Source organism: uncultured Friedmanniella sp., assembly GCF_964244285.1.
Taxonomy (GTDB): Bacteria; Actinomycetota; Actinomycetes; order Propionibacteriales; family Propionibacteriaceae; genus Microlunatus.
Map to the genome: position 1 here is coordinate 17,870 of NZ_CAXTHT010000005.1, position 25,018 is coordinate 42,887.

Annotated in this window: 14 protein-coding genes and 1 pseudogene; 9 read left to right on the forward strand and 6 right to left on the reverse strand. The window is 74.1% G+C overall.

The genetic code is table 11. The annotated features are described in order from the left end of the window. The first annotated feature begins 20 nt into the window (after positions 1-20). Positions 21-3,302, forward strand: a complete 3,282-nt coding sequence (locus tag ACFE7W_RS13210) for an ATP-dependent helicase (RefSeq protein WP_375425266.1) — start codon at positions 21-23, stop codon at positions 3,300-3,302. Continuing rightward, a complete protein-coding gene (locus ACFE7W_RS13215) occupies positions 3,299-6,634 on the forward strand; it encodes a UvrD-helicase domain-containing protein (protein WP_375425267.1) in 3,336 nt (1,111 codons plus the stop codon). The genes ACFE7W_RS13210 and ACFE7W_RS13215 overlap by 4 nt, the downstream gene beginning before the upstream one ends. 93 nt (positions 6,635-6,727) lie before the next feature. On the opposite strand, the gene ACFE7W_RS13220 is transcribed toward ACFE7W_RS13215, so the two are convergent. Next, positions 6,728-7,867: a YeiH family protein gene (locus ACFE7W_RS13220; protein ID WP_375425268.1), complete on the reverse strand. Its 1,140-nt coding sequence runs from the start codon at positions 7,865-7,867 to the stop codon at positions 6,728-6,730. 93 nt (positions 7,868-7,960) lie between these two features. On the opposite strand from ACFE7W_RS13220, the gene ACFE7W_RS13225 reads away from it, so the two are divergent. The 3 genes from ACFE7W_RS13225 (at position 7,961) to ACFE7W_RS13235 (ending at position 11,434) form a co-directional block, all read left to right on the forward strand. Then, a complete protein-coding gene (locus ACFE7W_RS13225) occupies positions 7,961-8,938 on the forward strand; it encodes a LysR family transcriptional regulator (protein WP_375425269.1) in 978 nt (325 codons plus the stop codon). A gap of 9 nt (positions 8,939-8,947) precedes the next feature. Further along, complete coding sequence (nudC, locus tag ACFE7W_RS13230; RefSeq protein WP_375425270.1) at positions 8,948-9,823, forward strand: NAD(+) diphosphatase; 876 nt, start codon at positions 8,948-8,950, stop codon at positions 9,821-9,823. Between the two features lie 156 nt (positions 9,824-9,979). Continuing rightward, on the forward strand, positions 9,980-11,434 hold the full coding sequence (locus ACFE7W_RS13235) for a nucleobase:cation symporter-2 family protein (RefSeq protein WP_375425271.1): 1,455 nt from the start codon (positions 9,980-9,982) through the stop codon (positions 11,432-11,434). Here the strand turns inward: ACFE7W_RS13235 and recD are convergent. From recD to ACFE7W_RS13260, 5 genes are all read right to left on the reverse strand, one after another. After that, on the reverse strand, positions 11,431-13,368 hold the full coding sequence (gene recD, locus ACFE7W_RS13240; protein ID WP_375425272.1) for an exodeoxyribonuclease V subunit alpha: 1,938 nt from the start codon (positions 13,366-13,368) through the stop codon (positions 11,431-11,433). The genes ACFE7W_RS13235 and recD overlap by 4 nt on opposite strands. Beyond that, positions 13,365-16,829 (reverse strand): UvrD-helicase domain-containing protein, encoded by a 3,465-nt coding sequence (locus ACFE7W_RS13245; RefSeq protein ID WP_375425273.1) that lies wholly within the window; start codon positions 16,827-16,829, stop codon positions 13,365-13,367. Before ACFE7W_RS13245 ends, recD begins: the two co-directional genes overlap by 4 nt. Further along, on the reverse strand, positions 16,826-20,290 hold the full coding sequence (recC, locus tag ACFE7W_RS13250; protein WP_375425274.1) for an exodeoxyribonuclease V subunit gamma: 3,465 nt from the start codon (positions 20,288-20,290) through the stop codon (positions 16,826-16,828). The genes ACFE7W_RS13245 and recC overlap by 4 nt, the downstream gene beginning before the upstream one ends. Before the next feature lie 70 nt (positions 20,291-20,360). Then, on the reverse strand, positions 20,361-20,996 hold the full coding sequence (locus tag ACFE7W_RS13255; RefSeq protein ID WP_375425553.1) for an HAD hydrolase-like protein: 636 nt from the start codon (positions 20,994-20,996) through the stop codon (positions 20,361-20,363). After that, positions 20,993-21,259 carry a mycoredoxin gene (locus ACFE7W_RS13260; RefSeq protein WP_375425275.1) on the reverse strand — a complete coding sequence of 89 codons (267 nt, stop codon included), beginning with the start codon at positions 21,257-21,259 and terminating at the stop codon, positions 20,993-20,995. The genes ACFE7W_RS13255 and ACFE7W_RS13260 overlap by 4 nt, the downstream gene beginning before the upstream one ends. 156 nt (positions 21,260-21,415) lie before the next feature. On the opposite strand from ACFE7W_RS13260, the gene ACFE7W_RS13265 reads away from it, so the two are divergent. The 4 genes and pseudogenes from ACFE7W_RS13265 to ACFE7W_RS13280 form a co-directional block, all read left to right on the forward strand. Further along, the gene (locus ACFE7W_RS13265) at positions 21,416-22,012 is read left to right on the forward strand and encodes a TasA family protein (RefSeq protein WP_375425276.1); all 597 of its coding nucleotides are present in this window, start codon (positions 21,416-21,418) and stop codon (positions 22,010-22,012) included. A 1-nt stretch (position 22,013) separates the two neighbouring features. Next, positions 22,014-23,519 (forward strand): LamG-like jellyroll fold domain-containing protein, encoded by a 1,506-nt coding sequence (locus ACFE7W_RS13270; protein WP_375425277.1) that lies wholly within the window; start codon positions 22,014-22,016, stop codon positions 23,517-23,519. 72 nt (positions 23,520-23,591) lie between these two features. Beyond that, positions 23,592-23,927: a gamma-glutamylcyclotransferase gene (locus ACFE7W_RS13275; protein ID WP_375425278.1), complete on the forward strand. Its 336-nt coding sequence runs from the start codon at positions 23,592-23,594 to the stop codon at positions 23,925-23,927. Between the two features lie 629 nt (positions 23,928-24,556). Continuing rightward, positions 24,557-25,015, forward strand: a pseudogene (locus ACFE7W_RS13280) (pyridoxal 5'-phosphate synthase); the annotation flags it as partial. Positions 25,016-25,018 lie beyond the last annotated feature (3 nt).

Genomic DNA, 25,018 nt, shown 5'->3' on the forward strand with positions numbered 1-25,018 from the left:
CGAAGGACCCTGAGCTCCCGATGTACCGCCTGTCCCGCACGTCTGAGCTGCGCGTCGAGCCGCCCGTGCTCGACCCCTCCCAGCAGGCCGTCGTCGACCACCCGGGCGGTCCGCTGCTGGTCCTCGCCGGGCCGGGAACGGGCAAGACCACCACCCTGGTCGAGTCGGTGGTCGCGCGGATCCAGGCCCGGGGGCAGACGCCGGACAGCATCGTGGTGCTCACGTTCTCCCGACGGGCCGCCGCCGATCTGCGCACCCGGATCGCGGCGCGGCTGGGCCGGACGGTCATGACGCCGCTGGCCATGACCTTCCACGCGTTCTGCTACGCCCTGGTCCGCCGCTTCGCCGACCGGCTCGAGCCCTTCCCGGCCGACGCCGCGGGCCGGGGGTTCGGCCCGCCGGTCCGGCTGCTGACCGGCCCGGAACAGGACTTCCGGGTGCGCGAGACGTTGCAGGGCAGCCTGGAGACGCGCCGGGCGTCGTGGCCGGAGAGCCTGGACCGGGCCTTCGGCACCCGGGCGTTCGCCGGCGAGGTCCGGGCGGTGCTGGCCAAGGCGCGCCAGCTCGGGATGGACCCCGAGGACGTGGTCGCGGCCGGTGAGGCCGCGGGCCGGGCCGAGTGGGTGAGCGTCGGTCAGTTCTTCGAGGAGTACCTCGACGTGCTCGACGCCGAGGGCGTGCTCGACTACGCCGAGCTGGTCCACCGCTGCCGGATCCTGCTGACCGACCCGGAGATCGTCGCCACCCTGCGACGCGAGATCGGCTGCGTCTACGTCGATGAGTACCAGGACACCGACCCGGCCCAGGTCCGGCTGCTGCAGACGATCGCCGGCGGGGGCGCCGATGTGGTGGTCGTGGGTGATCCCGACCAGTCCATCTACGCCTTCCGTGGGGCGGAGGCGCGCGGCATCCTTGACTTCCCCGATCTGTTCCCCACCGCGACGGGGGAACGCGCGCCGGTCCTCGCGCTGGGCTGCACGCGCCGGTTCGGCCCGGCGATCCTGGCCGCCAGCCGTAGCGTGGCCGCCCGGCTCGGCATCCCCCGGTCCCTGCCGCCCGACGTCTTCACGACGTTCCGGCACCCGGTCGCGGCGTCGGGGCAGCCCCGGGGAAAGGTCGAGGTCCTCACCTGCACCACGGCCGGTGCGGAGACCGAGCACATCGCCGAGATCCTGCGGGCCGCGCACCTGCGCGACGGCGTCCCGTGGGACGAGATGGCCGTGCTCGTCCGCGCCGGGCGCAGTGGGATCCCGCCGCTGGCGCGGGCTCTGGTGGCCGCAGGGGTCCCGGTGGAAGTGGCCGGGGACGAGATCCCGCTGGCCGCGGACCCGGCCGTCCGGCCGCTGCTGCTGGCCCTCCAGGTCGCGACCCGCGGCCGGCTGGTCGACCCCGAGGAAGCCTCGCTGCTGCTGACCTCACCGCTCGGCGGCCTGGACGCGATGGGGACCCGACGGCTGGGTCGGGCCCTGCGGCAGGCCGAGCGGGCCGAGCTGGCGGGGTCGGCGCTGCCGCGGCCGTCCGCCGAGCTGCTGGCGCTGGCCCTGCGACAGCCCGACGTGCTGGCTGAGCTCCCGCCCGGCGCCGACGCCGTCGCCGCCGAGGCTCTCGCCGGACTGCTGCGGCGCTGCGAGCGGGCGGTTCGGGCCGGGTCCAGCGCGGAGGAGGCGCTGTGGCTGCTCTGGTCGCAGACCGGCTGGCCGGATCGGCTGCGGCGCGAGGCCGCGTACGGCGGGGACGCCGGCCGCCGGGCCAACCGCGACCTGGACGCCGTCTGCGCCCTGTTCGAGATCGCTGCCCGGTCCGAGGACGTGTCGGGGCTCCGCGGGGTCACCGGCTTCCTGGCCGAGGTCGAGGGTCAGCAGATCCCGGCCGACACCTTGCGGGAGTCCGACCTGCGCGGGGCGGCTGTCCGGCTGCTGACCGCGCACCGGGCCAAGGGTTTGGAGTGGGAGCTGGTGGTGGTGGCCGGCGTCCAGGAGGGCAGCTGGCCCGACGTCCGGCGTCGTGGCTCGTTGCTGGAGGCCGACCGGCTCGGCCGGCGCGGGCTCAGCGAGGCCGTGCCCACGGCCCAGCGGATCGCCGAGGAGCGTCGCCTCTTCTACGTCGCCTGTACCCGGGCCCGCCGCCGGCTGGTGGTCACCGCGGTCGCCGGCACCGAGGGAGAGGGCGACCAGCCCTCCCGCTTCCTGGCCGAGCTGGGTGTCGCCCTGCAGGCCCTGCCCGGCCGGCCGCGGCGTCCCCTCTCCCTCGCCGCGCTGGTGGCCGAGCTGCGCCGGGTCGGCGTCGACCCGGAGGCGCCGCCCGCCCTGCGCGAGCAGGCCGCCCTCCGGCTGGCCCGGCTGGCCGACGCCACCGACGGGGACGGCCGCCCGCTCGTTCCCGCCGCGTCCCCGACGGCCTGGTGGGGGATGCGTGAGCTCAGCGACGCCGACCGGCCGGTGGTGGCGCCCGGCGCAGCGGTCCAGCTCTCGGGCAGCCAGCTCGGCACGCTCCTGTCCTGCCCGCGGCAGTGGTTTCTGGCCCGCAGGGCCCACGGCGAACCGGTCCGGACCACCGCGGCCAGCTTCGGCTCGCTGGTGCACGTGCTGGCCGAGCACGGCGCCCACGCCGACCACCCCGAGGAGCTGACCAGCCACCTGGAGTCGGTCTGGGACCAGCTCGACTTCGACGCCAACTGGCTGTCGGCGGTGGAACGGGTGGAGGCCGAGGCGGCGGTCGAGCGATTCGCGGCCTGGCAGGCGGCCCGGGCCGGCCAGCAGCTGCTCGGCACCGAGGTGTCCTTCTCCTGCGACGTGGACCTCGGCCCGCAGCCGGGCGGCGAGCGCGTGCACCTGACCGGCACCGCCGACCGGGTCGAGCGTGACCCCGACGGGCGGATCCGGATCGTCGACTTCAAGACCTCCCGAGCGGCGCCGAGTGCGGCCGACGTCGCGCTGCAGGACCAGCTGGGCGTCTACCAGCTCGCCGTCCAGCAGGGCGCCTTCGCCGAGGTCGCCGGTGTGGACGCCCGGCCGGCCGGTGCCGAGCTGGTCTACCTGCGGCTCGCCGAGGGCGGCGTCCCCTTTCCCCGGGTCTTCCAGCAGGCGTCGTTGGACGACGTGCCCTTTCCCTACGGCGACTCGGGCCGGGAGCCCGACGCGGCTCCCGATCGCGCGCCGACGTGGGTGCACGCCCGGTTGGCCGAGGCCGCGGAGGTCGTCCGCGCCGAGCGGTTCGAGGCTCGGATCGGCCCCGCCTGCCGCTACTGCCCGTTCCGCGGCAGCTGCCCCGCCCAGGGCGCCGGACGGCAGGTGGTCGCATGACCGTCCACCTCCTCACCCCGCCGTCCCCGACCCGTCGGCTCAGGACCACCGAGGACCTGGTCGAAGCGCTCGGCATCGGCTTCTCCGATCAACAGCTCGAGGCGATCACCGCGCCGCTGGAGCCCGGCGTGATCATCGCCGGCGCCGGCTCGGGCAAGACCACGGTGATGGCCGCCCGCGTGGTCTGGCTGGTCGGGACCGGCGCCGTCCGGCCCGAGGAGGTGCTGGGCCTCACCTTCACCCGCAAGGCTGCGGCCGAGCTGTCGGCGCGCGTCCGTGCCGCGCTGCTGCGGGCCGACGTGGTCTCCGACCGGGGCGTGGACGAGTCCGGCGAGCAGCTGGTGATGACCTACGACGCGTTCGCGGCCCGGCTGGTCTCCGAGCACGGTCTGCGCCTGGGCTACGAGGCCGACCCGACCATGATCAGTGGGGCCACCCGGTACCGGCTGGCCTCGCGGGTGGTCAAGGCGGCGGCCGGACCGTTCGAGTTCCTGTCCCGGCTCCGGCCGGCGACGATCACCGAGCGGGTGCTCAAGCTGGACGCCGACCTGCAGCAGCACCTGGTCGCCACCCGTGCGCTGGACACCCACGCCCGCGAGCTGGTCGTCGGCTGGGAGTCGGCGCCGCCGAACCGGCTGGGCAACGTCTACGCCGACGTGAAGAAGGCGGTCATCGCCGCGCAGGAGCGGCTGGAGCTGGCCAGCCTGGTCGAGGACTACCAGGCCCTGAAGTGGCGGCTCGGCCTGGTCGAGTTCGCCGACCAGATGGCCATCGCCGCCCGTCTGGCCAGCGAGGTGCCGCAGGTCTCCGCCAGCCTGCGGACGGCGTTCCGGGTGGTGCTGCTGGATGAGTACCAGGACACGTCCGCGGCGCAGGCGATCATGCTGGCCTCGCTGTTCTCCGGCCGCACTCCCAGCGAGGGGCTGGGTCACCCGGTGACCGCGGTCGGTGACCCGTTCCAGGCCATCTACGGCTGGCGCGGGGCGGCGGCCAGCAACATCCTGGGCTTCGCCGAGGACTTCCGCCGTGCCGACGGAGCCCGCAGCCGGTCGTTCGCGCTGACGGTCAACCGGCGCAGCGGCCAGGCCGTCCTCGACGTGGCCAACGTGCTCAGCAGCCCGCTCCGGACCGCGGTCGCCCCTGCCGCCGCGGAGGCGGCCGGGGCCGGCCTGCTGCACGCTCCGCCCGGGACGCCGCCGGGCAGGGTCCGAGCGGCGACGTTCGACACCTGGCCGCAGGAGGTCAGCTGGATCGGCGACCAGGTCGTCGAGGCCCACACCAGCGGGTCAGCGCCGCACTGGGCCGACATCGCCGTCCTGACCAGGCGCAACGCCGACATCGCCCCCCTCTACGCCGAGCTGAACGCCCGCGAGGTGCCGGTGGAGATCGTCGGCCTGGGCGGGCTGCTGCTGCTGCCGGAGGTGGTCGACGTCACCGCCACCCTGCGGCTGGTGCACGACGTGACGTCCAACCCCGAGCTGATCCGGCTGCTGACCGGGCCGCGCTGGCGGGTCGGCGCCCGCGATCTGGCGCTGCTGGGCCGGCGCGCCCGGGAGCTGGCGCGGACGGCGACCGGTGAGGATCTGGGGCTGGAGCCGGGGGAGGGCGCGGACGTGCTGGCCGCGCTGTCCGAGGCGGTGGCCGGGACCGACCCGACCGAGGTCATCAGCCTGCTGGACGCGTTGGAGAGCCCGGGGGAGGAGCCGTACTCCGAGGCGGCGCGGGAGCGCTTCTCGCGCCTGGCGTCCGAGCTCGCCTACCTGCGCCGGCACGGTGACGAGCCGCTGCTCGACCTGGCCCGGAGGGTCGTGGTCACCCTTGGCCTGGATGTCGAGCTGATGGCGACGCCGGAGTTCGAGCGGACCTCGCGGCGCGACCAGCTCGGCGCGTTCCTGGACGCGGTGGCCGACTACGTCGACGTGGACGGCGACGCCTCCCTGGCCGGCCTGCTGGCCTGGTTCGCCGCCGAGATCGAACAGGGCGCCGGTCTCGAGCAGGCCGTCCCCTCCGACCGCGAGGCGGTGAAGCTGCTCACCGTGCACAAGGCCAAGGGTCTGGAGTGGGAGGTCGTCTTCCTGCCCGCTCTGATGAAGGGCGTCTTCCCCAGCGACCGGGTCACCGACAACTGGGTGACCACCCCGGCGGCCCTGCCCGCGGACCTGCGGGGGGACGCCGGCTCGATCCCGCAGCTCGCGGACACCACGAACGCCGCCCTGGTGGACTACAAGGCCGAGCTCAGCCGGCAGCAGCTGCTGGCCGAGGACCGGCTCGCCTACGTCGCCGTCACCCGCGCCCGGCAGCTGCTGGTCGGGACCGGTCACTTCTGGCGGGCCGACCTGAGCAGGCCCCGCGTCCCGTCCACCTACCTCACCGCCCTGCTGGCCGAGGCCGAACGGCAGGGCGAGGTGGGGCACGAGGCCGTGCCGTCCGGGCCCGAGAACCCGCTGGTCAGCGCGGCGGCACCCGCACCCTGGCCTGCACCGATGGATCCCGACGGCTGGCAGCGTCGGCACTCGGCCGCGACCGCCGTCGACCGGGCCCGGCAGCGGTACCGCCGGACCGGCAGCTACGACCCGGCCGGCGGTGGCGAGCAGCTGCTGCTGGACACCGAGGAGGTCGTGGCCGGCTGGGACTCCGACCTCGACCGGCTGCTGGCGGAGCTGGTGGAGTCCCGGTCCGGCGAGCACGTCGTCCACCTCCCCGGCACCTTGTCGGCGACCTCCGTGTTGAGGCTGAGCGCCGATCCCGAGGCCTACGCCGACGAGCTGGCCCGACCGATGCCCCGGCCGCCCTCGCGCGCCGCCCGGTTCGGCACCCGCTTCCACGCCTGGGTCGAGCGCTACTTCGGGGCCCGGCTGGGCAGCGGCCCGTCGCTCCGGCTCGGCCAGCAGCAGCTGGTCGACCCCGACGACCTGCCCGACCGCGTCGACGGCGGCAGCGAGGACGAGGCCGACCTGCGGGAGCTGTGCGAGTCGTTCGTGGCGGGGAGGTTCGGCTCGACCGTCCCGTACGCGGTAGAGGCACCGTTCAGCCTGCTGCTGGGCGGCCGGCTGGTCCGCGGCCGGATCGACGCCGTGTACGAGATCGCCGAGGAGGGTGGCACCCGCTGGCAGGTGGTGGACTGGAAGACGAGCCGGGTCGCGGCGGCCGACCCGCTACAGCTGGCGATCTACCGGCTCGCCTGGGCCGAGGTGCAGCAGGTGCCGCTCGAGCAGGTGACGGCGGTCTTCTACGACGTGCGGACCGACCGGGTGGTCGAGCCCGACGCGCTGCCGGACCGGGAGGCGATCGAGGCGCTGCTCACCGATCCGGCCGACGGGGTCAGCCGCTGACGGCTGACCGCCCGAGAGCTCCCCCATGACCATCAGCGTCACGTGTGGCCGAGATGGTCCCGGGTCCGGGTGTCCACACCCGGAGGTCCGACGTCACTGCCGCACGAGGAGTACGCCGACATAGGCGGTCGAACCGACCAGCGCCCACGAGGCGAGGGCCAGCACCAGCGCCCGACCACCGGTTCGCCGCAGCGTCCCAACCTGAATTCCGGTGCCCAGCCCGACCAAGGCGGCAACCAGCAGCACCTCCTGCACCTGCTTGGCCCCCGCGAGCACCGCCGCCGGCAGCAGGTCGGTGCTGCTGAGGCCGATAGCGGCGACGAAGCCGACGACGAACAGCGGCACGACCGGAGCCCGCCGCGCCGGCCCTGTGCCCGCCGCCCCCGCTGCCCGAGCTCGCCGTCGGGCGGCGAGACCGACCCCGGCCACCAGCGGAGCGAGGAGGATCACCCGGGTCAGCTTCACCACGACAGCGGTGTTCAGAGCGCCGGGAACGCGGTTCGCGGTGGCGACGGTCTGTCCGACATCGTGGACGCTGGCCCCCACCCAGCGGCCGAAGTCCGACGGATCGAGGCCGAGAGGTACCCGCAACAGCGGCAGCAACACGATCGCCAGGCTGCCGCACAGCGTCACGAGGGCGACGGCGACGGCCGTGTCCTCCTCGTCCCCGTCGGCGACATCGCTCATGGCGGCAACCGCCGACGCGCCGCAGATCGAGAACCCGGTGGCGACCAGCAGGGAGCGTGCGTGCGGGATCCGGAGGGCCCGGCCGATCAGCTGGGTCCCGCCGAAGGTGACGGCGACGGTGGCGACGACGACACCGAGCCCGCCCGGGCCGAGGGCGACCAGCTGCGGGAGGCCCAGCTGCAGGCCGAGCAGCACCACCGCGGTCCGCAGCAACCGGTGGGACGCCACGTGCGTGCCGGCGTGCAGGACGTGCCGGTGCAAACCGAGGTTGGCCCCGACCGCCCCCAACACCACGGCCACCGTGGAGGGGTTGACCGCGGGTACCAGGTGCGCGATCAGGAACGCGACCGCGGTCGCGACCGCGACCGCCGCCAGCCCGGGCAGTGCAGACGCGCTTCGCCCGCGGGCTCCCTGGTGCCCGAACAGGTGCCGCAGGTCCAACGGGGCCAGGTCGCAGTCGGGGCGGCAGCGGCTCCGGCGGTCGAGGACGGCGGTGGCGCCGTTCCGGTCCAGCCTCGGCGCCGGTAACACCACGGGTTCGCTCATGCGTCGAGTCTCGTCGGCGCCGGCGACCGGCAGAAGAGGCCGCGGGTCGATGCATCCATCACTGCACCTGATGACCGGCCATAGAGTTGCCATATGCCTTCTGCTCACGTACCCGACCTGGACAGCCTGACGCTGCTGCTGCGGGTCGAGGCCACCGGCTCACTCGGCAGGGCCGGGGCCGAGCACGGGATCAGCCAGCCCGCCGTCTCGGCCCGGGTGCGGACCATGGAGCGGCTGGTGGGCATCGCCCTGGTGGAGAGGACCGCGCGGGGGTCGACCCTGACGCCGGACGGCGTGCTGGTGGCCGGCTGGGCTCGCGCGGTGCTGGACGCCGCCGACGTCCTGGACGCGGGGATCGCCTCGCTGCGGGCGAGGAGTGAGCACCAGCTCCGCGTCGCCGCGAGCATGACCGTCGCCGAGCACCTGCTGCCGCGTTGGCTGGTCCGACTGGCGGCCGAGCGCCCCCAGACGGCGGTCAGCCTGGAGGCCATGAACTCCAGCCGGGTCGAGCAGGCGCTGCTCGCGCACCGGGCCGACCTCGGCTTCGTCGAAGGTCCCGCGGTCGGGTCCGGACTGGACACCCAGGTGGTGGAGCAGGACCGCCTCGTGCTGATTGTGGCCCCGGGGCACCCACTGACCCGGCGCCGGCGAGGCATCGAGGCCGAGGAGCTGGCCGCCACCCGGTTGGTCCAGCGCGAGCCGACGAGCGGCACCCGGACCGCCCTCGAGAACGCCCTCGCCGGTAGGGCCGCGTTGGCCGCGCCGCTGCTCGAGCTGTCCACCGCCAGCGCGGTCCGGTCCGCAGTAGCGGCCGGGGCGGGTCCGGCGGTCCTGAGTCAGCTCGCGGTCAGCGACGACCTCGACCGCGGCGTGCTCGTCGAGGTCCCGGTCCGCGGCGCTGACCTGACGCGCCTGCTGCGCGCTGTCTGGCCAACCGGTCAGCGGCTCGGCTTGCCCGCTCGCGACCTGCTGCGCATCGCCGCCGCCAGCCGGGGGAGGAACGCCATCCGCAACCGCCACGCTCGTGCCAGCCGACCCGACCCGGACTCCAGGCCCGCGACCGGTCGGTAGGCTGACGCGGTGACGACCTGGGTGACCGCGAGCGCGCTCGACCGCGTCGACCACCACCGCCGTTCGGAGGAGTGGGTAGCCGGGCTGTGGCGGTCCGCGGACGCCAGGCTGCTGAAGCTCGGCGCCGACGGCAAGTTCACCACCAACCCGGGCGGGACCCGGCTGCGGATGACCAAGCCCTTCGTCGCCTTCGACAGCCAGCGGCACCGGCTGATCGGGCTGCTCGACGGCACGCCCGTCTTCGCCGTCGAGGCGCTGACCGAGGGCGAGGTGCACGACCTGCGCGAGGTGGGCGGCCACCTGCCCGAGGCCGAGCTCGACATCGCCGCGGCCGCCACGGCGGTCGCCGCCTGGCACCGGTTGGAGCCGCTGTGCCCACGCTGCGGCGGGTCGAGCGAGGTGATCAACGGGGGCTTCGCCCGGCACTGCACGGCCTGCGGTGAGGACCACTTCCCGCGGACCGACCCCGCCGTGATCATGGCCGTCGTCGACGCCGACGACCGGCTGCTGCTGGGCGGCCAGTCCGCCTGGGGTCACCGGGTCTCGGTGCTGGCCGGCTTCGTGGAGGCCGGGGAGTCGGCGGAGCAGGCCATCCACCGCGAGGTCGCGGAGGAGGTCGACGTCTCGTTGTCGGAGCTGCGCTACTTCGGCAGCCAGCCCTGGCCGTTCCCCCGTTCGCTGATGCTGGGCTACTTCGCCCGCGCCACCAGCACCGCGATCAGCGTGGACACCGACGAGCTGGCCCACGCCGACTGGTACACCCGCGACGAGCTGTCCGCCCGGCTCGACGCGGGCGACCTCGCGCTGCCTGGTCCGGCCTCCATCGCGTCGCGGCTGATCCAGAGCTGGCGGGACGGCCACGACCCGTTCACCGGCGCCGCCTGAACGGCTGCGTCTGACAGACGTTGTCACGGGTGTTGGCTTTACCGACCCGAAACCTGAGCGCGCCGCTACCGCAACACCGTGTTCCTAGGTTGAGCGCATGCCCGCGGAGCGTGCTGTGCCGCGAGTGTTCCCCCTGCCGGAACGAGGAGCCTCACCATGACTGCCACTGCGACCAGCGCCGCCCCAGCCGGCGAGTCCGGCCTCCATCCCGTGGATCAGGTTCCGCCGCTGTCCCGGCTCGTGCCGCTCGGCCTGCAGCACGTTCTGGCCATGTACGCGGGCGCCGTGGCCGTCCCGCTGGTGGTCGGCGGCGCACTGATCGCCTCCGGCAAGCTGGCGGCGGGCGACCTGCCGTACCTGATCAGCGCCGACCTGCTGGTGGCCGGGATCGCCACCCTCATCCAGTCCCTGGGCTTCTGGCGCTTCGGCGTCCGACTGCCGCTGATGCAGGGCTGCACCTTCGCCGCGGTCTCGCCGATGATCGCGATCGGCAGCCAGTACGGCGTGACCGCGATCTACGGCTCGGTGATCGCCGCCGGGCTGCTGATGATCCTGCTCGCGCCCGTGTTCGCCAAGCTGCTGCGCTTCTTCCCTCCGCTGGTCACCGGTACGGTCATCTTGATCATCGGCCTGTCGTTGATGTCGGTGGCGGCCGGCTGGATCGGCGGCGGCACCGGGTCGAAGGGCTTCGGTGCGCCGGTCAACCTCGCGTTCGCGGCCGTCACCCTGGTGATCATCCTGGCCATCGAGCGGTTCGCGCCACCGGCCTTCCAGCGGCTCTCCATCTTGCTGGGGTTGGTGCTGGGCACCCTGATCTCGATCCCGTTCGGCCTCGCCGACTTCAGCGGCGCCGCCGACGAAGCCTGGTTCGGCATCAGCACCCCGTTCCACTTCGGGTTCCCGGCCTTCAAGCTCAGCGCCATCGTCGCCATGTGCATCGTGGCCCTGGTGATCATGACCGAGACCACGGGCGACATGCTCGCGGTGGGCGAGATCGTGGACGTCCACGTCGACTCCAAGCGGCTGGCCGACGGACTGCGTGCCGATGGGCTCTCCACGGTGCTGGGCGGGATCTTCAACACGTTCCCCTACACCGCCTTCGCCCAGAACGTGGGTTTGGTCTCGCTGACGGGGGTCCGGTCGCGCTACGTCGCCACCTTTGCCGGCGGCGTGCTGGTGCTGCTGGGCCTGCTGCCGAAGCTGGGCGGCATCGTGGAGGGCATCCCGCTGGGCGTACTCGGCGGAGCGGGCATCGCGCTGTTCGGGATGGTCTCGGCGAGCGGGGTGCGCACGCTGGCACGGGTGAAGTTCAACAACGCGAACGTCCTCGTGGTGGCCATCTCGCTGGGGATCGGCCTGCTGCCGACGGTCAGCCCCACGCTCTACAGCCAGTTCCCGACCTGGTTCCAGATCATCTTCGACTCCGGCATCTCCGCCGGGGCACTGACCGCCATCGTGCTCAACGTCATCTTCAACTCCGGCAGCGTCCAGCGTCGGCTCGGCGGCGGCGAGAGCGAGCACTCCGCCCACGACGCCGTCCGGTCCGCGGCCGCCGACACCACCATGCCGGTGCCGGACTCCGGGGCGTCTCCGGAGCGCTCCGCGCACTAGGTCCCGGCGAGCCGGCCCCGCAGCCCGCTCGCGCGCAGGGCCGGCCGCAGCACGGCCCGACGGACCGCCTCCTCGGTCCCCAGCACCAGGACCCGCGAGGTGGCCCGGGTCACCGCGGTGTAGAGCAGCTCGCGCGTCAGCAGCGGGGAGTCCGGGGGCGGCACGACGAAGGTGACGCGGGTGAACTGGCTGCCCTGGGCGCGGTGCACCGTCATCGCGTGCACCGTCTGCACGGCGTCCAGCCGGACAGGGGCGACCAGGGTGGGCTCGGCCCCGCGCGCGAACGCGGCGCGGGGCCCGTCGGCCGTCGCCACCACCACACCGGTGTCGCCGTTGTAGAGCGACATCTCGTAGTCGTTCGCCGTCACCAGCAACGGTCGGCCGAGGTACCACTCGCCGTCCTCGCCGTAGCCGGGGACGGCGTCGACCAGCCAACGCTCGGCCTCGGTGCTCCAGCGGGTCACCCCGTACGGGCCGCGGCGGTGCGCACACAGCAGCCGGTGCTGGTCCAGTCCGGCCAGTGCTGCCGTCACGTCCCCGGCGGTGGCCGCCTGCCGGGTCGCGCGGCCGGCGGCCCGGACCTCGGCCGCCAGCTCGGCCAGCTGGTCGATCGGCAGTCGCCCTTCGGTGGCGTCGAGCTCGAGCTCGGCGAAGCCCACGTCCGGGGCACCTGACCTCAGCACCCCGAGCACCGAGTCCGGGTCCTCGGCGCGAATCGCCCGGGCCAGCTCGTCGATGGCCCCCCCGAAGCGCCAGGGCCGAGTGAGCTGCACGACACCGTGGGCGGGCGGCGGCGTCCGCTCCGCGAGCGGCAGCTCCAGCGCGGCCAGCCCGGCCACCAGCTCGGGTTCGGGCCGGCCGGGCGCCCGGGCGATATCGGCCAGCACCGCACCCGCCTCGACGGACGAGAGCTGGTCGGGGTCGCCCACCAGCACCAGCCGGGCGTCGGGCCGGACCGCCTCGAGCAGCCGGGCCATCATGGTCAGCGAGACCATCGACATCTCGTCCACGATCAGCACGTCGTGCGGCAGGTGGTTGGTCGCGTCGTGCCGGAACCGGCTACGGCTGCCCGGCTGCCACCCCAGCAGCCGGTGCAGCGTGGACGCGGTCACCTCGCCGACCCGCTCCCGGTCGGCCGGGTCGAGGGTCGCGGTCGCGGAGCGGACGGCCTCCTCCAGCCGGGCAGCGGCCTTGCCCGTCGGTGCCGCGAGGCCGATCCGCAGCGGGGGACCAGGCTGGTCGTGCAGCAGGGCCAGCAGCCGCGCCACCGTCGTCGTCTTGCCCGTCCCGGGGCCGCCGGCCAGGACCGTCACCCGGCTGAGCAGGCTGACGGCAGCGGCGAGCTGCTGCAGGTCCGGTTCGTCCTCAGCCAGGCCGACGCGGGGGAACAGCCGGCCGAGCGCGGCGGCGGCCCGGTCTCCGTCGACGTCGTAGCCGCCGGCGGCGAAGCGGGCCTGCAACGAGGTCCGGACCAGCTCCTCCTGCCACCAGTACCGCTCCAGGTAGAGCAGGTCGCCGGCCAGCCGCAGTGGCCGGCCACCGGGATCGCCCTCGCCGAGCACCATCGGGCTGTCGCGGACGGCCTCCAGCCAGGCCCCCGGCTCGGGCCAGGGCAGACCCGACACGTCGATCTGTTCCTCGGACTCGTCGAAGACGGTGCCGCTCACCGTCCGCAGGTCGACCACGACCGACCCGTTGCGCAACGCCCGAACCGTCAGGGCCAGCGCCAGCCGGACCCGCTCGTCGTCCTCGCCCGCCATCCGGCCGACCGCCTGTGCGGTGTGCACGTCCGCCGGACGCAGCACCCCGGCGACGTTGAACTCACCCAGCAGGCCGGTAGCCCCCAGGACCAGACCCGGGTCGCCGGCGGGAGTGGGCCCGGTGGAGGTGGCACCAGTGGGGGTGGCCCCGGTGGGGGTCCCCAGGGCGGTCACCGGGCACTCCCGGCGGCCGGCGTGCCGTCGAGCAGGTCGGACAGGCCGGTCACCAGCGCGCTGGGCGGGCGCCAGCTGAACACCCCGGCCGGCACCCCCTCGACCGTGGGTGTGTCGGCTCCCGCCATGCCGCGGACGAAGAGGTAGAGCGCGCCGCCGAGGTGGACGTCGGGGTCGTAGCCGGGCTGCCGCCAGCGCAGCAGCCGGTGCACGGCGACGCTGTAGAGCAGGGCCTGCAGGGGGTAGTGGGCGCTCATCATCGCCTCGGCCAGCCGGCCGGGGGCGTAGTCGGCCAGCAGCAGGGGCCGGCCGTCGAAGCTGCCGAGCCAGTTGGTCTTGTAGTCCACGACCAGGTAGCGGGGCTCGCCGGCCTCCCCACGCACCCGCAGCACGGCGTCGATGCTGCCGGTCAGGTAGCCCCGCAGCGGCTGGTCGGCCAGTGCGGGATGGGCGACCAGGTCGGCGTAGCGACCCAGCGGGTCGCTCGCCGGCAGGTGCTCGCGGAGCAGGGGGACGAGCTGCCCGACGGTGACCTCGGCGCGGGTGTGGTCGCCACCGGCCAGCGGCATCTCGAAGCCCAGCTCGGGCAGCCGGTCGCTGACCGGCAGGTCACAGAGCCGACGCTGGCCGGCCAGCGGTCCTAGCGCCGTCCCGAAAACGGGCAGCAGGGCCGTCGCCAGCTGGTCCACGCTCATCGAGGTGCTGCCCGCGTGGCTCAGCGCCAGCGCGGTGGCGCGCCGCAGCTCGGCGGCGAGGTCCTCCGCGCCCGGGTCGACCAGCTCGAAGATCGCGTGCACCGCGGTACCGAAGTCCACGCCGCTGGGCAGCTCGGCCATCGGCGACGGCGTCGCCCAGGGGTCGACCGATCCCGGGCGGGGCTGGAGATCCTCCTGCTGGACGCCGACGCCCACCGGCGGGACCTGCGACTCGTCGTCCTCGTGCACCGGCTCGGCCTCGCTGCCCACGGCCGGGGAGGGCAGCTCCAGCCCGTGTACTGCGGCGGTGAGCGCGGAGTAGGAGGTCCGCCGCCACTGCAGGTCGAGCGGCCGGTCGAAGACCCGGGCCCGCATCGAGGCCGGCACGTCGACCGGCGGCTGCCACGGGCTCGGCACCCGGCGCTCCATCGTCTCCAGTGCGACCTGCGCGCCGAGGGACCGGGCACCGAACGGGTCACCGGACAGCGGGTACGCCGGCTCGGGCACCTCCCCGGGCTGGAGCGAGCGGTAGAGGAAGCGCTGCAGCGAGGAGCTCGGGGTGTTCCACGACGGCGCCCACCAGGTGACCACCTGGCACTGGGCCCGGGTGAGGGCGACGTAGAGCAGCCGGAGGTGCTCACCGGCGTCCTCCTGCGCGGCCAGCCGGAAGCGCTCGGCGCGACCGGGTCCGGACCGGCCCCCCACGTCGAGGACGCTGTCGCCGTCCACGTGCAGCAGCAGGGTCTCTCCCTCGTCGCGATCCCCGACGTACAGGTCCCAGGCGTCGGGCAGGTAGACCAGCGGGTACTCCAGGCCCTTGCTGCGGTGCACGGTCACCACGGTCACGGCCGCCGCGTCGGTCTCCAGCCGTCGGGTGCCGTCACCGACCAGCCGGGCGCGCGCCTCGGCCATCCGCTCCTGCAGCCACTCCCGCAAGGCCCCGGTCCCCAACGGACCGGCGACCATCGCCGCGTGCAGGGCCTCGCCGAGGTGCCGCAGGTCGGTCAGCCGTCGCTCGCCGCCGACGGTGCGCAGCAGCCGCTCGGGCAGCGACGTGTCCGTGGTGATCGTCTCCAGCAGGGCGGCCACGCCTCGGGCGGCCAGCACCCGGCTCCAGAAACGGACGCGCTGGGCCAGCTCGGTGAGCCGTTCCTCGGAGGCCTCGGCGAGCTCGGCGAAGGTCCAGCCGAGGAACGGCGTGAGGGCGGCCCGGCGCGCCAGCTGCTGGCGGGGCTGATCCAGCGCGGTCAGCAGGGTGAGCCACTCCGCGGCCATCGGCGAGGTGAACACCGAGGCGGCACCCAGCATCACCGCCGGGACGCCGGCCGCCACCAGCGCGCCCCGCACCTCCTCGCCGCGCCTGTTGGTGCGGACGAGCACGGCGATGTCGGCCGGCTCGACCGGGCGCCAGTCGCCGTCCAGGCACAGCTCGGAGCCGCCGCCCAGGGTGGCCGTCACGTCCGCGACGAGGTCGGACAGCACCTGCGGCCGGACCGTCGAGACCTTGGGGGGGTCGTCGGCCTCTGGCGGGTACGGCCGCACCCGCAGCCGCAGCGCCGACGGTGAGCTGCCGTCCGGGCCGCGGAGCCGGCGCTGCTGGGCGTCAGCGTGGACGGGTCGGACGACGATCCGCGGGTCGCCGAGCGCGGCCCCGCCCATCAGGGCGTCCAGGGCCTCGACGACGGCCGCGTCGCTGCGCCAGTTGGTGGCCAGGGTCTGAACCCGGCCGGCGGTCGCCACGGCGTCCAGGTAGCTGTAGACGTCGGCGCCGCGGAACGCGTAGATCGCCTGCTTCGGGTCGCCGATCAGGATCAGGGCGGCGTGTCCGTGGAAGGCGCGCTGCAGGATCTCCCACTGCACCGGGTCGGTGTCCTGGAACTCGTCCACCATCACCACCGTGTAGCGCGCCCGCAGCCGCTCGGCTGCCGCGGCGCCCCAGATCGGGTCGGCGAGCGCGTCCCGCAGCCGGGTCAGCATGTCGTCGTAGGTGAACAGCCGCCCCACCAGCTTGCGTCGCTCGACCTCGGTCCGTACCTCGGTGGCGAAGGCGACCCGCTCCGCGACGTCGGCCCCGACCGCAGCGGCAAGCGGGTCGACGTCGGGCACCAGCCGGGCGTGCACGGCCCCGACCGCCTGCTGGGCCACCTTCAGGGCGTCGGCGAAGGAGAACGGCTCCCGCCCGTCGGCGGCGTAGCGGCGCAGGTACACATCGCTCGCCACCTCCCGGGTCAGGTCGCCCAGGTGCTCGACGAACACCGCCTGCGGCTCCCGGTCGCCCAGCACCCCCAGCCCGTCCAGCATCTGCAGGCAGAACTCGTGGGTGGTGGCGATGGTCGCGGAGTCGAAGTCCGCCAGCGCCCGGGCCACCCGACCCTGACGGGCGGCGAGCTCGGCCGTGTCGGCGGTGCAGAGCCCGCGGACCACGTCGTCGGCGATCTGAGGCAGAGGCTGGCCGGCGAGGGCGGCGCGCAGGGCGAGGTCGGTGGCGACGAGGCGGTCGCGGACCCGCAGCTGCAGCTCGAGGCTCGCGTTCCGGCCGAAGGTGACCAGCATCAGCTGGTCGAGCCCGACCACTCCCTCGGCCAGGTACCGGGCGGTCAGGGCCGCGATGGTGAAGGTCTTGCCCGTACCCGCGCTGGCCTCGAGCACGGTGGTGCCCGACGGCAGCTCGCCGCAGACGTCGAACGGCTCGGGGGCGTCGCTGGTGAGGGTCGTCGCCGTCCGGGTCGTGGTCACGCCGGTCGTGGTCACGCCGGTGGTGGTCATGACTGCGCCTCGATGTAGAGGAGCGGGTCGAAGACCCGCCGGGCCAGGGTGCCGAAGCGGGTCGGCTCGACCAGGGCGCCGAGCTCCTCGCCCGGCCGGGACGGCTCGGCCAGCAGCAGATCGAGGCCTGAGCGTCCGCCACCGTCGGGGTCGGTGCCGAAGAAGCGGCCGTAGCTCTCGTCGGTCTCCTGGTCCCACTCCTTGTGGAGGTCGGACCAGTGCTGCTTCGTCAGCTCCTGGCCGATCCGGCGGACCTGGCTGTAGCGGGCCGAGGTCTTGGGCGCGAACGGCAGCGGCTCGCGGAGACCGAGCTGCTGGAGCGCGACCAGGTCGGCCAGCGCGCGCTCGGCCCACGCCGGTTCGACCGGGCCGAGGACGGCCGTCCCGCGGCGGCCCACGCAGACGGCGCGCCAGGGACGGCCGGGATGCGCGACCGTCAGCGCCAGCAGCTCGAGCCAGGCGACCAGCCGGTGTCGGGCGCTCAGTCGCGAGAAGCTGACCGCCACCACGTCGTCGCCGTGGATCCCCGTCACCGTGCCGACCAGTGGCCGTCCGCTCAGCCGGCCGGCGATCTCGACCTTGGCGGCGGGTTGCTCCCGGAAGGGTGCGGCGGCCGTCCGGACCTCGACGACCTGCTGGCTGACCGCCTCCATCACCCGCGAGCCGAACGCCCGTGGCGGCAGCAGCCCGCGGCGCCACTCCGCCGCCTGCAGCACGTCGAGCTCGGCGCCCTGCAGGTGCAGCTGCAGCAGCCGTTCGCCGATCTCCCAGCGGCCCAGGCCGTCGAGGTCGACGGGGATCTGCGGCTCGGCCACGTCCTCGTCGGCGTAGAAGGACACGCCGGCTCTGCTGCGCAGCAACGCACGGACCGGGTGCCGGAAGAAGCGGATGAGCTCGGCCAGCTCGACCGGTCCGTCCCCCGGCAGCGGCGCGAGCGCGGTCCGACCGAAGACAGCTACGGGCGCGGTCCGTGCCGCGACCGCGGCCCGGGCCCCGCGCAGGGCGGCCCGGTCGAAGCTGAAGCCGGTGAAGTTGGCCGGGTCGTAGGGCTGCAGGCGGTGCCGGACGGTCACCACCGACGAGACCGGACGGCCCTCGCCCGACCGTGCCGTCAGGTCGAGGGTGTCCATCAGCTCCTTGACGGGGACGGCCGGGGGCACGTCGCTGCCGGTCCGGGCGTCCATCCCGGCGTAGACGACGACCAGGTGCTCCTCGGCGGCCAGCACGGCGTCGAGCAGCAGCTGGCGGTCCTCGCTGCGCGGGTCGGCGTCGCCGAGATGCTCGACGACGGCGGTCACGTCGTCCCCGTCCACCCGGCGGCGCCGCGGGAAGACGCCGTCGTCGAGGCCGAGCAGGCAGACCACCCGGTGCGGGATCGAGCGCATCGGGTGCATCGTGCACATGGTCAGGGTGCCGGTCCGGAAGTTGCTGCGGCCCGGCCGCCCCCGGAACGCCTCGGCCAGCAGCGCGGTGACCTCGGGCAGGGACAAGAGGGCGTCCGAGCCGTCCGTACGCGGGCCGTCGGTACGGGGGCCGTCGGCCGCGGTCTCGCTCAGCCGGAGCAGCTCGGCGTTCGCGTGCCCGACCTGCCAGCTCTCGCCGGCCGGGACGTGGGTGAGCAGTTCGAGCGCCTCGCGGAACAGCGCCACCCAGGCCGGCAGCGGCTGCGGGGTTCGGCAGCGGTCGGTGACCGAGGCCAGCCGGGACACGAACTCGGCCAGCCGGCCGACCAGGTCCACGTCGGCGGAGTCCACGTCGTCCAGCGGCAGGGCGGTACCGAGAAAGTGCTGTCCGGTCTCATCCATGGTGACGCCGAGCAGGAGCCGGTCCAGGCCGGCGCTCCAGGTGTTCTGGCCGAAGCCGGCCATCCCGAACGCGGCCCGATGGGCGCTGTCCAGGCCCCAGCGGACCCCCGAGGAGGTGACCAGGTCGTGCAACCGTTCCAGCTCCTCGGCCCCGAACCCGAAGCGCCGCGCGACCGGCGGCGCGGCACAGAAGTCGAGCAGCGCCGTCGACTCCATCCGTGCCGCGGCCAGCCCGACGAGCCGGCTGAGCACCGAGAGCAGGGGGTTGACCTGACGCAGCGACCGGTCCGCCAGCCGCACGCGCAGCCGGTGTCCCGGGTGCTCGGCGGTGGTGTCGTCGGAGTCGAGGCCGAACGTGGCAGCGACCAGCGGAGCGTAGGTCTCGATGTCGGGGCACATCACGACGATGTCCCTCGGCTCGAGGGTGGGGTCGTCCTCGAGCAGTCCCACCAGCACCTCGCGGAGCACCTCGACCTGCCGGTCGGGTCCGTGCGAGGCGTGCAGGGCGATGCTGCGGTCGCCCGGGGCCAGCGTCGGCCGGCCGACCTCGGCGAGCGGCCGGTCCGCAACGATGTCGGCCTGCAGCTGCTGCAGCAGGGTGCTGGGGGCCGCCCCAGGTCGGGAGCCTGTCCACGGGCTCAGGTGCTCGTCCTGGCCTGCGGCCCCGGCGGCGGTCAGGACCAGCTGCAGCTCGCGGACGTCGCGGCCCAGGCAGCCGAGCAGCCGGTGCGCGGCCGCGTCCTCGGGCTCGCTGCGGCGCGGAGGCAGGGTCCCGACCGGACCGGCGCCCGCGCCCGGCCGACCGGACCGGGCCAGCCGGTCCCAGAGGGCGGGGGAGGGGTGCGGTAGCCAGAGGTGCACCTCGCGGCCGACCGCCAGCGCATCCAGGACGCGGACGTGCTGCGGCTCCATCCGGGTGGGACCGAAGACGGAGACCCGTTCGGGCAGGTCGCTGGTGGCCGGGTCGGCGCGCAACAGCCCGACCCCGACGTCGATCCGCTCCGCCGGGCCCGGCTGGGCGATCTCGGCTCGCAGCCGGCGCCACAGCTCGGCCTGCCAGGCGCGGTCCGGGCCCAGCGGCCGGCCCTCGCCGTCGGAGTCCCGACCGGCGGCCCAGCCGAGCAGCATGGCGGGCCGCGCGGCGGCGTAGCGTGCGAACAGCCCCGCCAGATGCCTCGCGGTGGACCAGCGACGGCCGCTGCGGGCGGCCTCGGCTGGCCCGACGGTGTCAGGCTCGGCGATGCCTGACCCAGGGTTGACAGGCCCAGCGGTGATCGACGGGCGGTCACCCAGGTAGCGCCACAGGATCTGAGACCAGGCCTCGCCGCGGCCGGCGTCCAGCACCCGCAGCAACGGCCAGACGGCGTGCTCCGGCCGCCACGGGTCGGGAACGGTGCTGCCTTCGCGCTCACCGAGCGCCCGGGCCACCAGCAGGCGGGGCGACGGGAAGCTGATCCCGGCGCAGACCCCGTCGCCGCCGCCGGGACCGGTCCCCAGCTGGGTGGCCAGCCGCTGGGTCAGCCACCGCTCCACGCCCGGCGTCGGCACGCTCACCACCTCGGTGCGGAACGGGTCGGGCAGCGGGGCCGCGAGCACCTCCCCGAGCGCGGCGACCAGCCGGTCGGCGCGTTCGGCACGGTGCAGGTGAAGGCTCATGACCGGGCTAACCCTAGAACCGGTGACCGACAGTTCCCGGCGGTCGCCGTCCGACAGCCCGGACGAGGGCTCAGTTGAGCAGGTCGAGCAGCTCCGCGGGCTGGGCGATCAGGTGGTCGGGATCCGACCGCTCCAGCTCGGAAGCGGTGCCGTAGCCCCACAGCACCGCGACCGATCCGACACCGCACGCGTGCGCGGCTGCGATGTCGGAGTGCCGGTCGCCGACCATCAGCACCTGGGCCGGGTCCGGGCGTCCGAGGAGCTCCAGGGTCTGGGTCAGGGTCTCGGTCTTGGTGTGATGAGTCTCGTCGGTGCCGTTGACCACGGCGAAGTGCCGGCTCAGGTCGTGCAGCGCCAGGAAGTCCGTCGCGACGGTGGTCAGCTTGGCGGTCGCGGTGGCCAGCACCGTCGAGGTCGGGAGCCGGTCCAACAGCTCCGGCACCCCGGGATAGCCGTGGGCCCGCCTCATGCCTGTCTCCCGGTAGTGGGCGCGGTACGCCGCGGTCGCCGGCTCCATCAGCTCCGGCGGCAGCCCGAGCCCGGCGAACAGGTCACCGAGCGGCGGTCCGAGGTCGGAGCGCAGCTCCTCCTCCCTGGGGACCGGGAAGCCGACGCTGGCCAAGGCGTGCCGGAAGCCGGCCACGATCCCGTCGGCGGAGTCGATCAGCGTCCCGTCGACGTCGAAGACGACGAAGACGCGTCTCAGTGGAGCTCGGCCAGCTTCAGGCCCACCTGGGACGCCGACGGGTTGGTCATCGCCGAACCGTCGGAGAACAGCAGGGTGGGCACGGTCAGGTTGCCCCTGTTGACGGAGGCGACGACCTCGGCCGCGTCGGGGTGGGCCTCGATGTCGACCTCGGTCCACGCGATCCCCGCCCGCTGGAGCTGGCCCTTGAGCCGGGCGCAGTAGCCGCACCACGTGGTGGTGAACATGGTGGGGCGGTCGGGCTCCGCCTGGTACGCGGTCATGAACCCGCCAACGCTGGCCGCCCGGGTCGCTATTCCGGCCGTGGCGGCGGACCGTATCTTCGGCGGGCTGACCCGTCGGGTCCCCGTTCGTCGGCTAGCCTGTGACCTCGATGCCGCGGGGGCGGCCAAGCCGTTCCCCACGTGGCAGGAGCTCGGATGCCGCCGTCCCCCCGCGCCGTCAGCACCCTGCGCTGGTTGCTGTGGCCCGTCGCCGCGGTGGCCACGCTGGCCCTCGTCGGTCAGGCGTCGTACGCCTCGTTCTCCTCGAAGGTCTCCAACGGCGGGAACACCTTCTCCGTCGGCACCGTGACCCTGAGCGACGACGACTCCGGCTCGACCCTGTTCAGCCTGACCAACCTCAAGCCCGGGTCGGCGGGCTCACGGTGCATCTCGGTCGTCTCGTCCGGGTCACTGCCGTCCTCGGTCAAGCTGTACGCCACGGACGCCTCCGTCACCAAGGGTCTGGGCGGCTACGTCACCCTGGCCATCACCCAGGGCACCGGCGCGAGCTTCGGCTCCTGCAGCGGCTTCACCGCGCTCAGCAGCGGGTCCGCGGTCTACTCGGGCACCGTCACGGCCTTCACCGGCGCGGCGACAGGCTTCGGCAGCGGTGTCGGCAGCTGGTCCCCGACCGGCACGGCCTCGGAGACCCGTAGCTTCCAGCTCGCCTACACCGTCAGCGCCTCCACCCCCGACTCCGCCCAGGGCGGGACCGCCGCGTTCGGTCTCACCTGGGAGGCGCAGAACACCTGACGTGACCCGATCTGCCGAGGTGTCCGAGCGGGCCGGGGTGACACGGGTGCCTGGGGCGAACGGTCTGCGGCCCTGGACCTGGCCCTGGCTGATCACCACCACCCTGAGCAGGGCGGGGGTGGCCGTGGTGATCTGTCTCGCCCTGTGGGGGGCGCTGCCGGCCGTGGTCGGGTGGCACCCGACCACGGTCAGCAGTGGGTCGATGCTGCCGCGGCTGCACGTCGGCGACGTGGCCGTCTCCCGTCCGTTGGGAGCGACGGTCCCCCCCGTCGACAGCGTGCTCCTCTTCGACGACCCCGACCACCCCGGACGACTGCGGCTGCACCGCTTCGTCCGCGTCGACGACGACGGGCTGCTGGTCACCCGCGGCGACGCGAACACCTCCGACGACTCGACCCCGGTCGCGCTGAGCGCGGTCCACGGCATCGGGACCCTGCGGGTGCCCTGGGTCGGACTGCCGGTGGTGTGGCTCCGGGAGCGGTCCTGGGTAGCGCTGTCCCTGTCCGTCCTCGTCCTGGTGGCCCTGACGGCGCTGGCGGCGCGAGCGCGCAGGTTCGGCTTCCCCGAGCCCGACGAGGGCGACGGTCCCGGCCCACCGCCACCGCCCACGGCCGCCGGCACCGCCGCACCGGCGAACACCGACGTCCTGGTGGCCCCGCGACCCCCCGGTCGCACGGTCCGGACCGCTCGTCGGCTCGGCGCGCTCGGTGCCGTCGCCGTTCTCGTCGCCGTCGCCGCCGCTCCCGCCGAGTCGGCGTTCTCCGCGACCACCAGCACCCGGACGAGCCTGGCCGCCGCCGGCTACTTCAGCTGCGCCAACGCCGTAAGCGCGGGCAGCCCGTACCTCTGGTACCGGATGGACGAGACGTCCTCGACGACCACCGTGGCCACCGACAGCTCCGGGGGCGGCCGGAACGGGGTCTACGGGTCAGCCGGTAAGACCGCCTCGGCCACCCGGGCATGCTCCCGCGACTCCGGCCGGGCCATGACGTTCAACGGGTCGAGCGGCTACCTCAGCTCGCCGGCCCTCGCCGGCGGGCCGCCCAACACCTTCACCCTGGCCATCTGGTTCAAGACCACCACCACCCGTGGCGGCAAGCTGATCGGACTCGGCAACGCCCAGATGACGGCCTCGGGCAGCTACGACCGGCACCTCTACCTCACCAACACGGGCACGATCGTGTTCGGCGTCTACCCCAACGCCGTGCGGACGGTCTCCACGACGGCGACCTTCAACGACGGCGCCTGGCACCAGGCGGTGGCCACCCTGTCCAGCGCCGGGATGCGGCTCTACGTCGACGGCAAGCTCCTCGGGTCCGACACCGGGGTGACCAACGGTGAGGCCTACAGCCCCGCCTACCTCCGTGTCGGGTACGACAACCTCGACAGCTGGGACAACGCCCCGACCAGCCGGTACCTGGCCGGCACCCTGGACGACGCCGCGCTCTACCTGACCGCCCTGACCGCGACCCAGGTCAGCGACCAGTACGAGGCCGGCACCGCCTGACCCGACGACTCGTGCGGGCTGTCCGACCACCGTTGCTGTACGCAACGGGTCGGGTCTGGCCAGGATGGACGGGTGGCTCTTCTGTTCTCTTACGGCACGCTCCAGCTCCCCTCCGTGCAGGACGCCGTCTTCGGGCGCCTCCTGCAGGGTGAACCCGACGCCATCGTCGGTCACGTGCTCGATGAGGTGGTGATCACGAACCCGGCGGTGCTGGCCGCGAGCGGGCTCTCCGTCCACCCGGTGCTGGCTCGTTCCGACGCGGAGGACGCCGAGGTGACGGGGACGGTGTTCGACCTCGACGACGCCGAGGTTGCCGCCGCCGACGACTACGAGGTGCAGGCGTACGCCAGGCAGGCCTACCGGCTGCGTTCGGGCCGCACGGCGTGGGTGTACGTATTGGCCGAGTGAGCTTCCGAGGGACGGCCGCAGGTCGGAGCTTGGACGGCAGTGCCGGTGATGTCGACTACGGCGCCATCGGGGACGGGTGCGCCCGTCACCGGCAGCCGACCCGGCGAGCGCTGCCCAGATCGAGGCCGCGCTCGCGGCCCGAACGGTGGTGCGGCGGCGGTCGACGCGGCAGCCGAGGACCTGTGGTGATCTCGACCTGCGACCCGACTCTGCCCGACCGGTTCTCGTGGGCGGAGTACGCCGGAGGTGATCGCCACCGAAGCCGGCCGCTACCCGCAGATCGCCACCATCGTCGCGGGGCTCGGTCGGCGTCCGGACGATACAGTTGGCTGTCTGCTGGCGATCCCCCTGGGGCGTGGCGACGGCTTCGGCGAGGCGCGATCTGGGTGGGCAGCGGCAGGTGGGACGCTTGAAAGGAGCAGCTGCGAGGAGCCGTTCTTCGGGGGTCGTTGGTAGTGGTGGTGAGCCGCTCGGGAGCAGGTCGCGGACCACGGGTCGTCAGGAGCCGCAGAGCGGCCGATCTTGGAGGAGACGATGGTGCCACCCAGGGACGCCGAGCCGACGGCCACGCGCGAGCTGTTGCGGGCGCTTCCGGTGTTCGCCGGTGAGGAGCAGGTGTTCAACGTGACCGGTGCTCCGGCCGATCCTACACCTTGTTCAGGTCGTGGTTGGAGGCGGCGATCGGGGCCGGTGCTCTCGAACCCCACGTGATGACGTTGTCCACGGCCGACGCCGATGGCCGGCCTGACGCGCGGATGCTCATCCTCAAGGACGTCAGCAGCGCGGGGTTCTGGTTCGCGACCAGTGCCGACAGCGCGAAGGGACGTCAGCTCCGAGTCAATCCGGCGGCAGCCCTGACCTTCTACTGGCCGCTCCTCGGCCGGCAGGTACGCGTCCGGGGGCGGGTCGAGGCCGCTTCTGCTGACCAGTCGGCTCAGGACTTCCTCGCCCGAGGCGTAGGGGCCCGGGCCGTCGCTCTCGCGAGCGCGGAGAGCTCCCCGTTGGCCAGCCGGGCCGAGTGTGCCGCCGCGGTCGAGGCGGCGAGTGCCCGCCTGGCCGATCTGCCCGACCTGGTGGCGACGACGTGAACC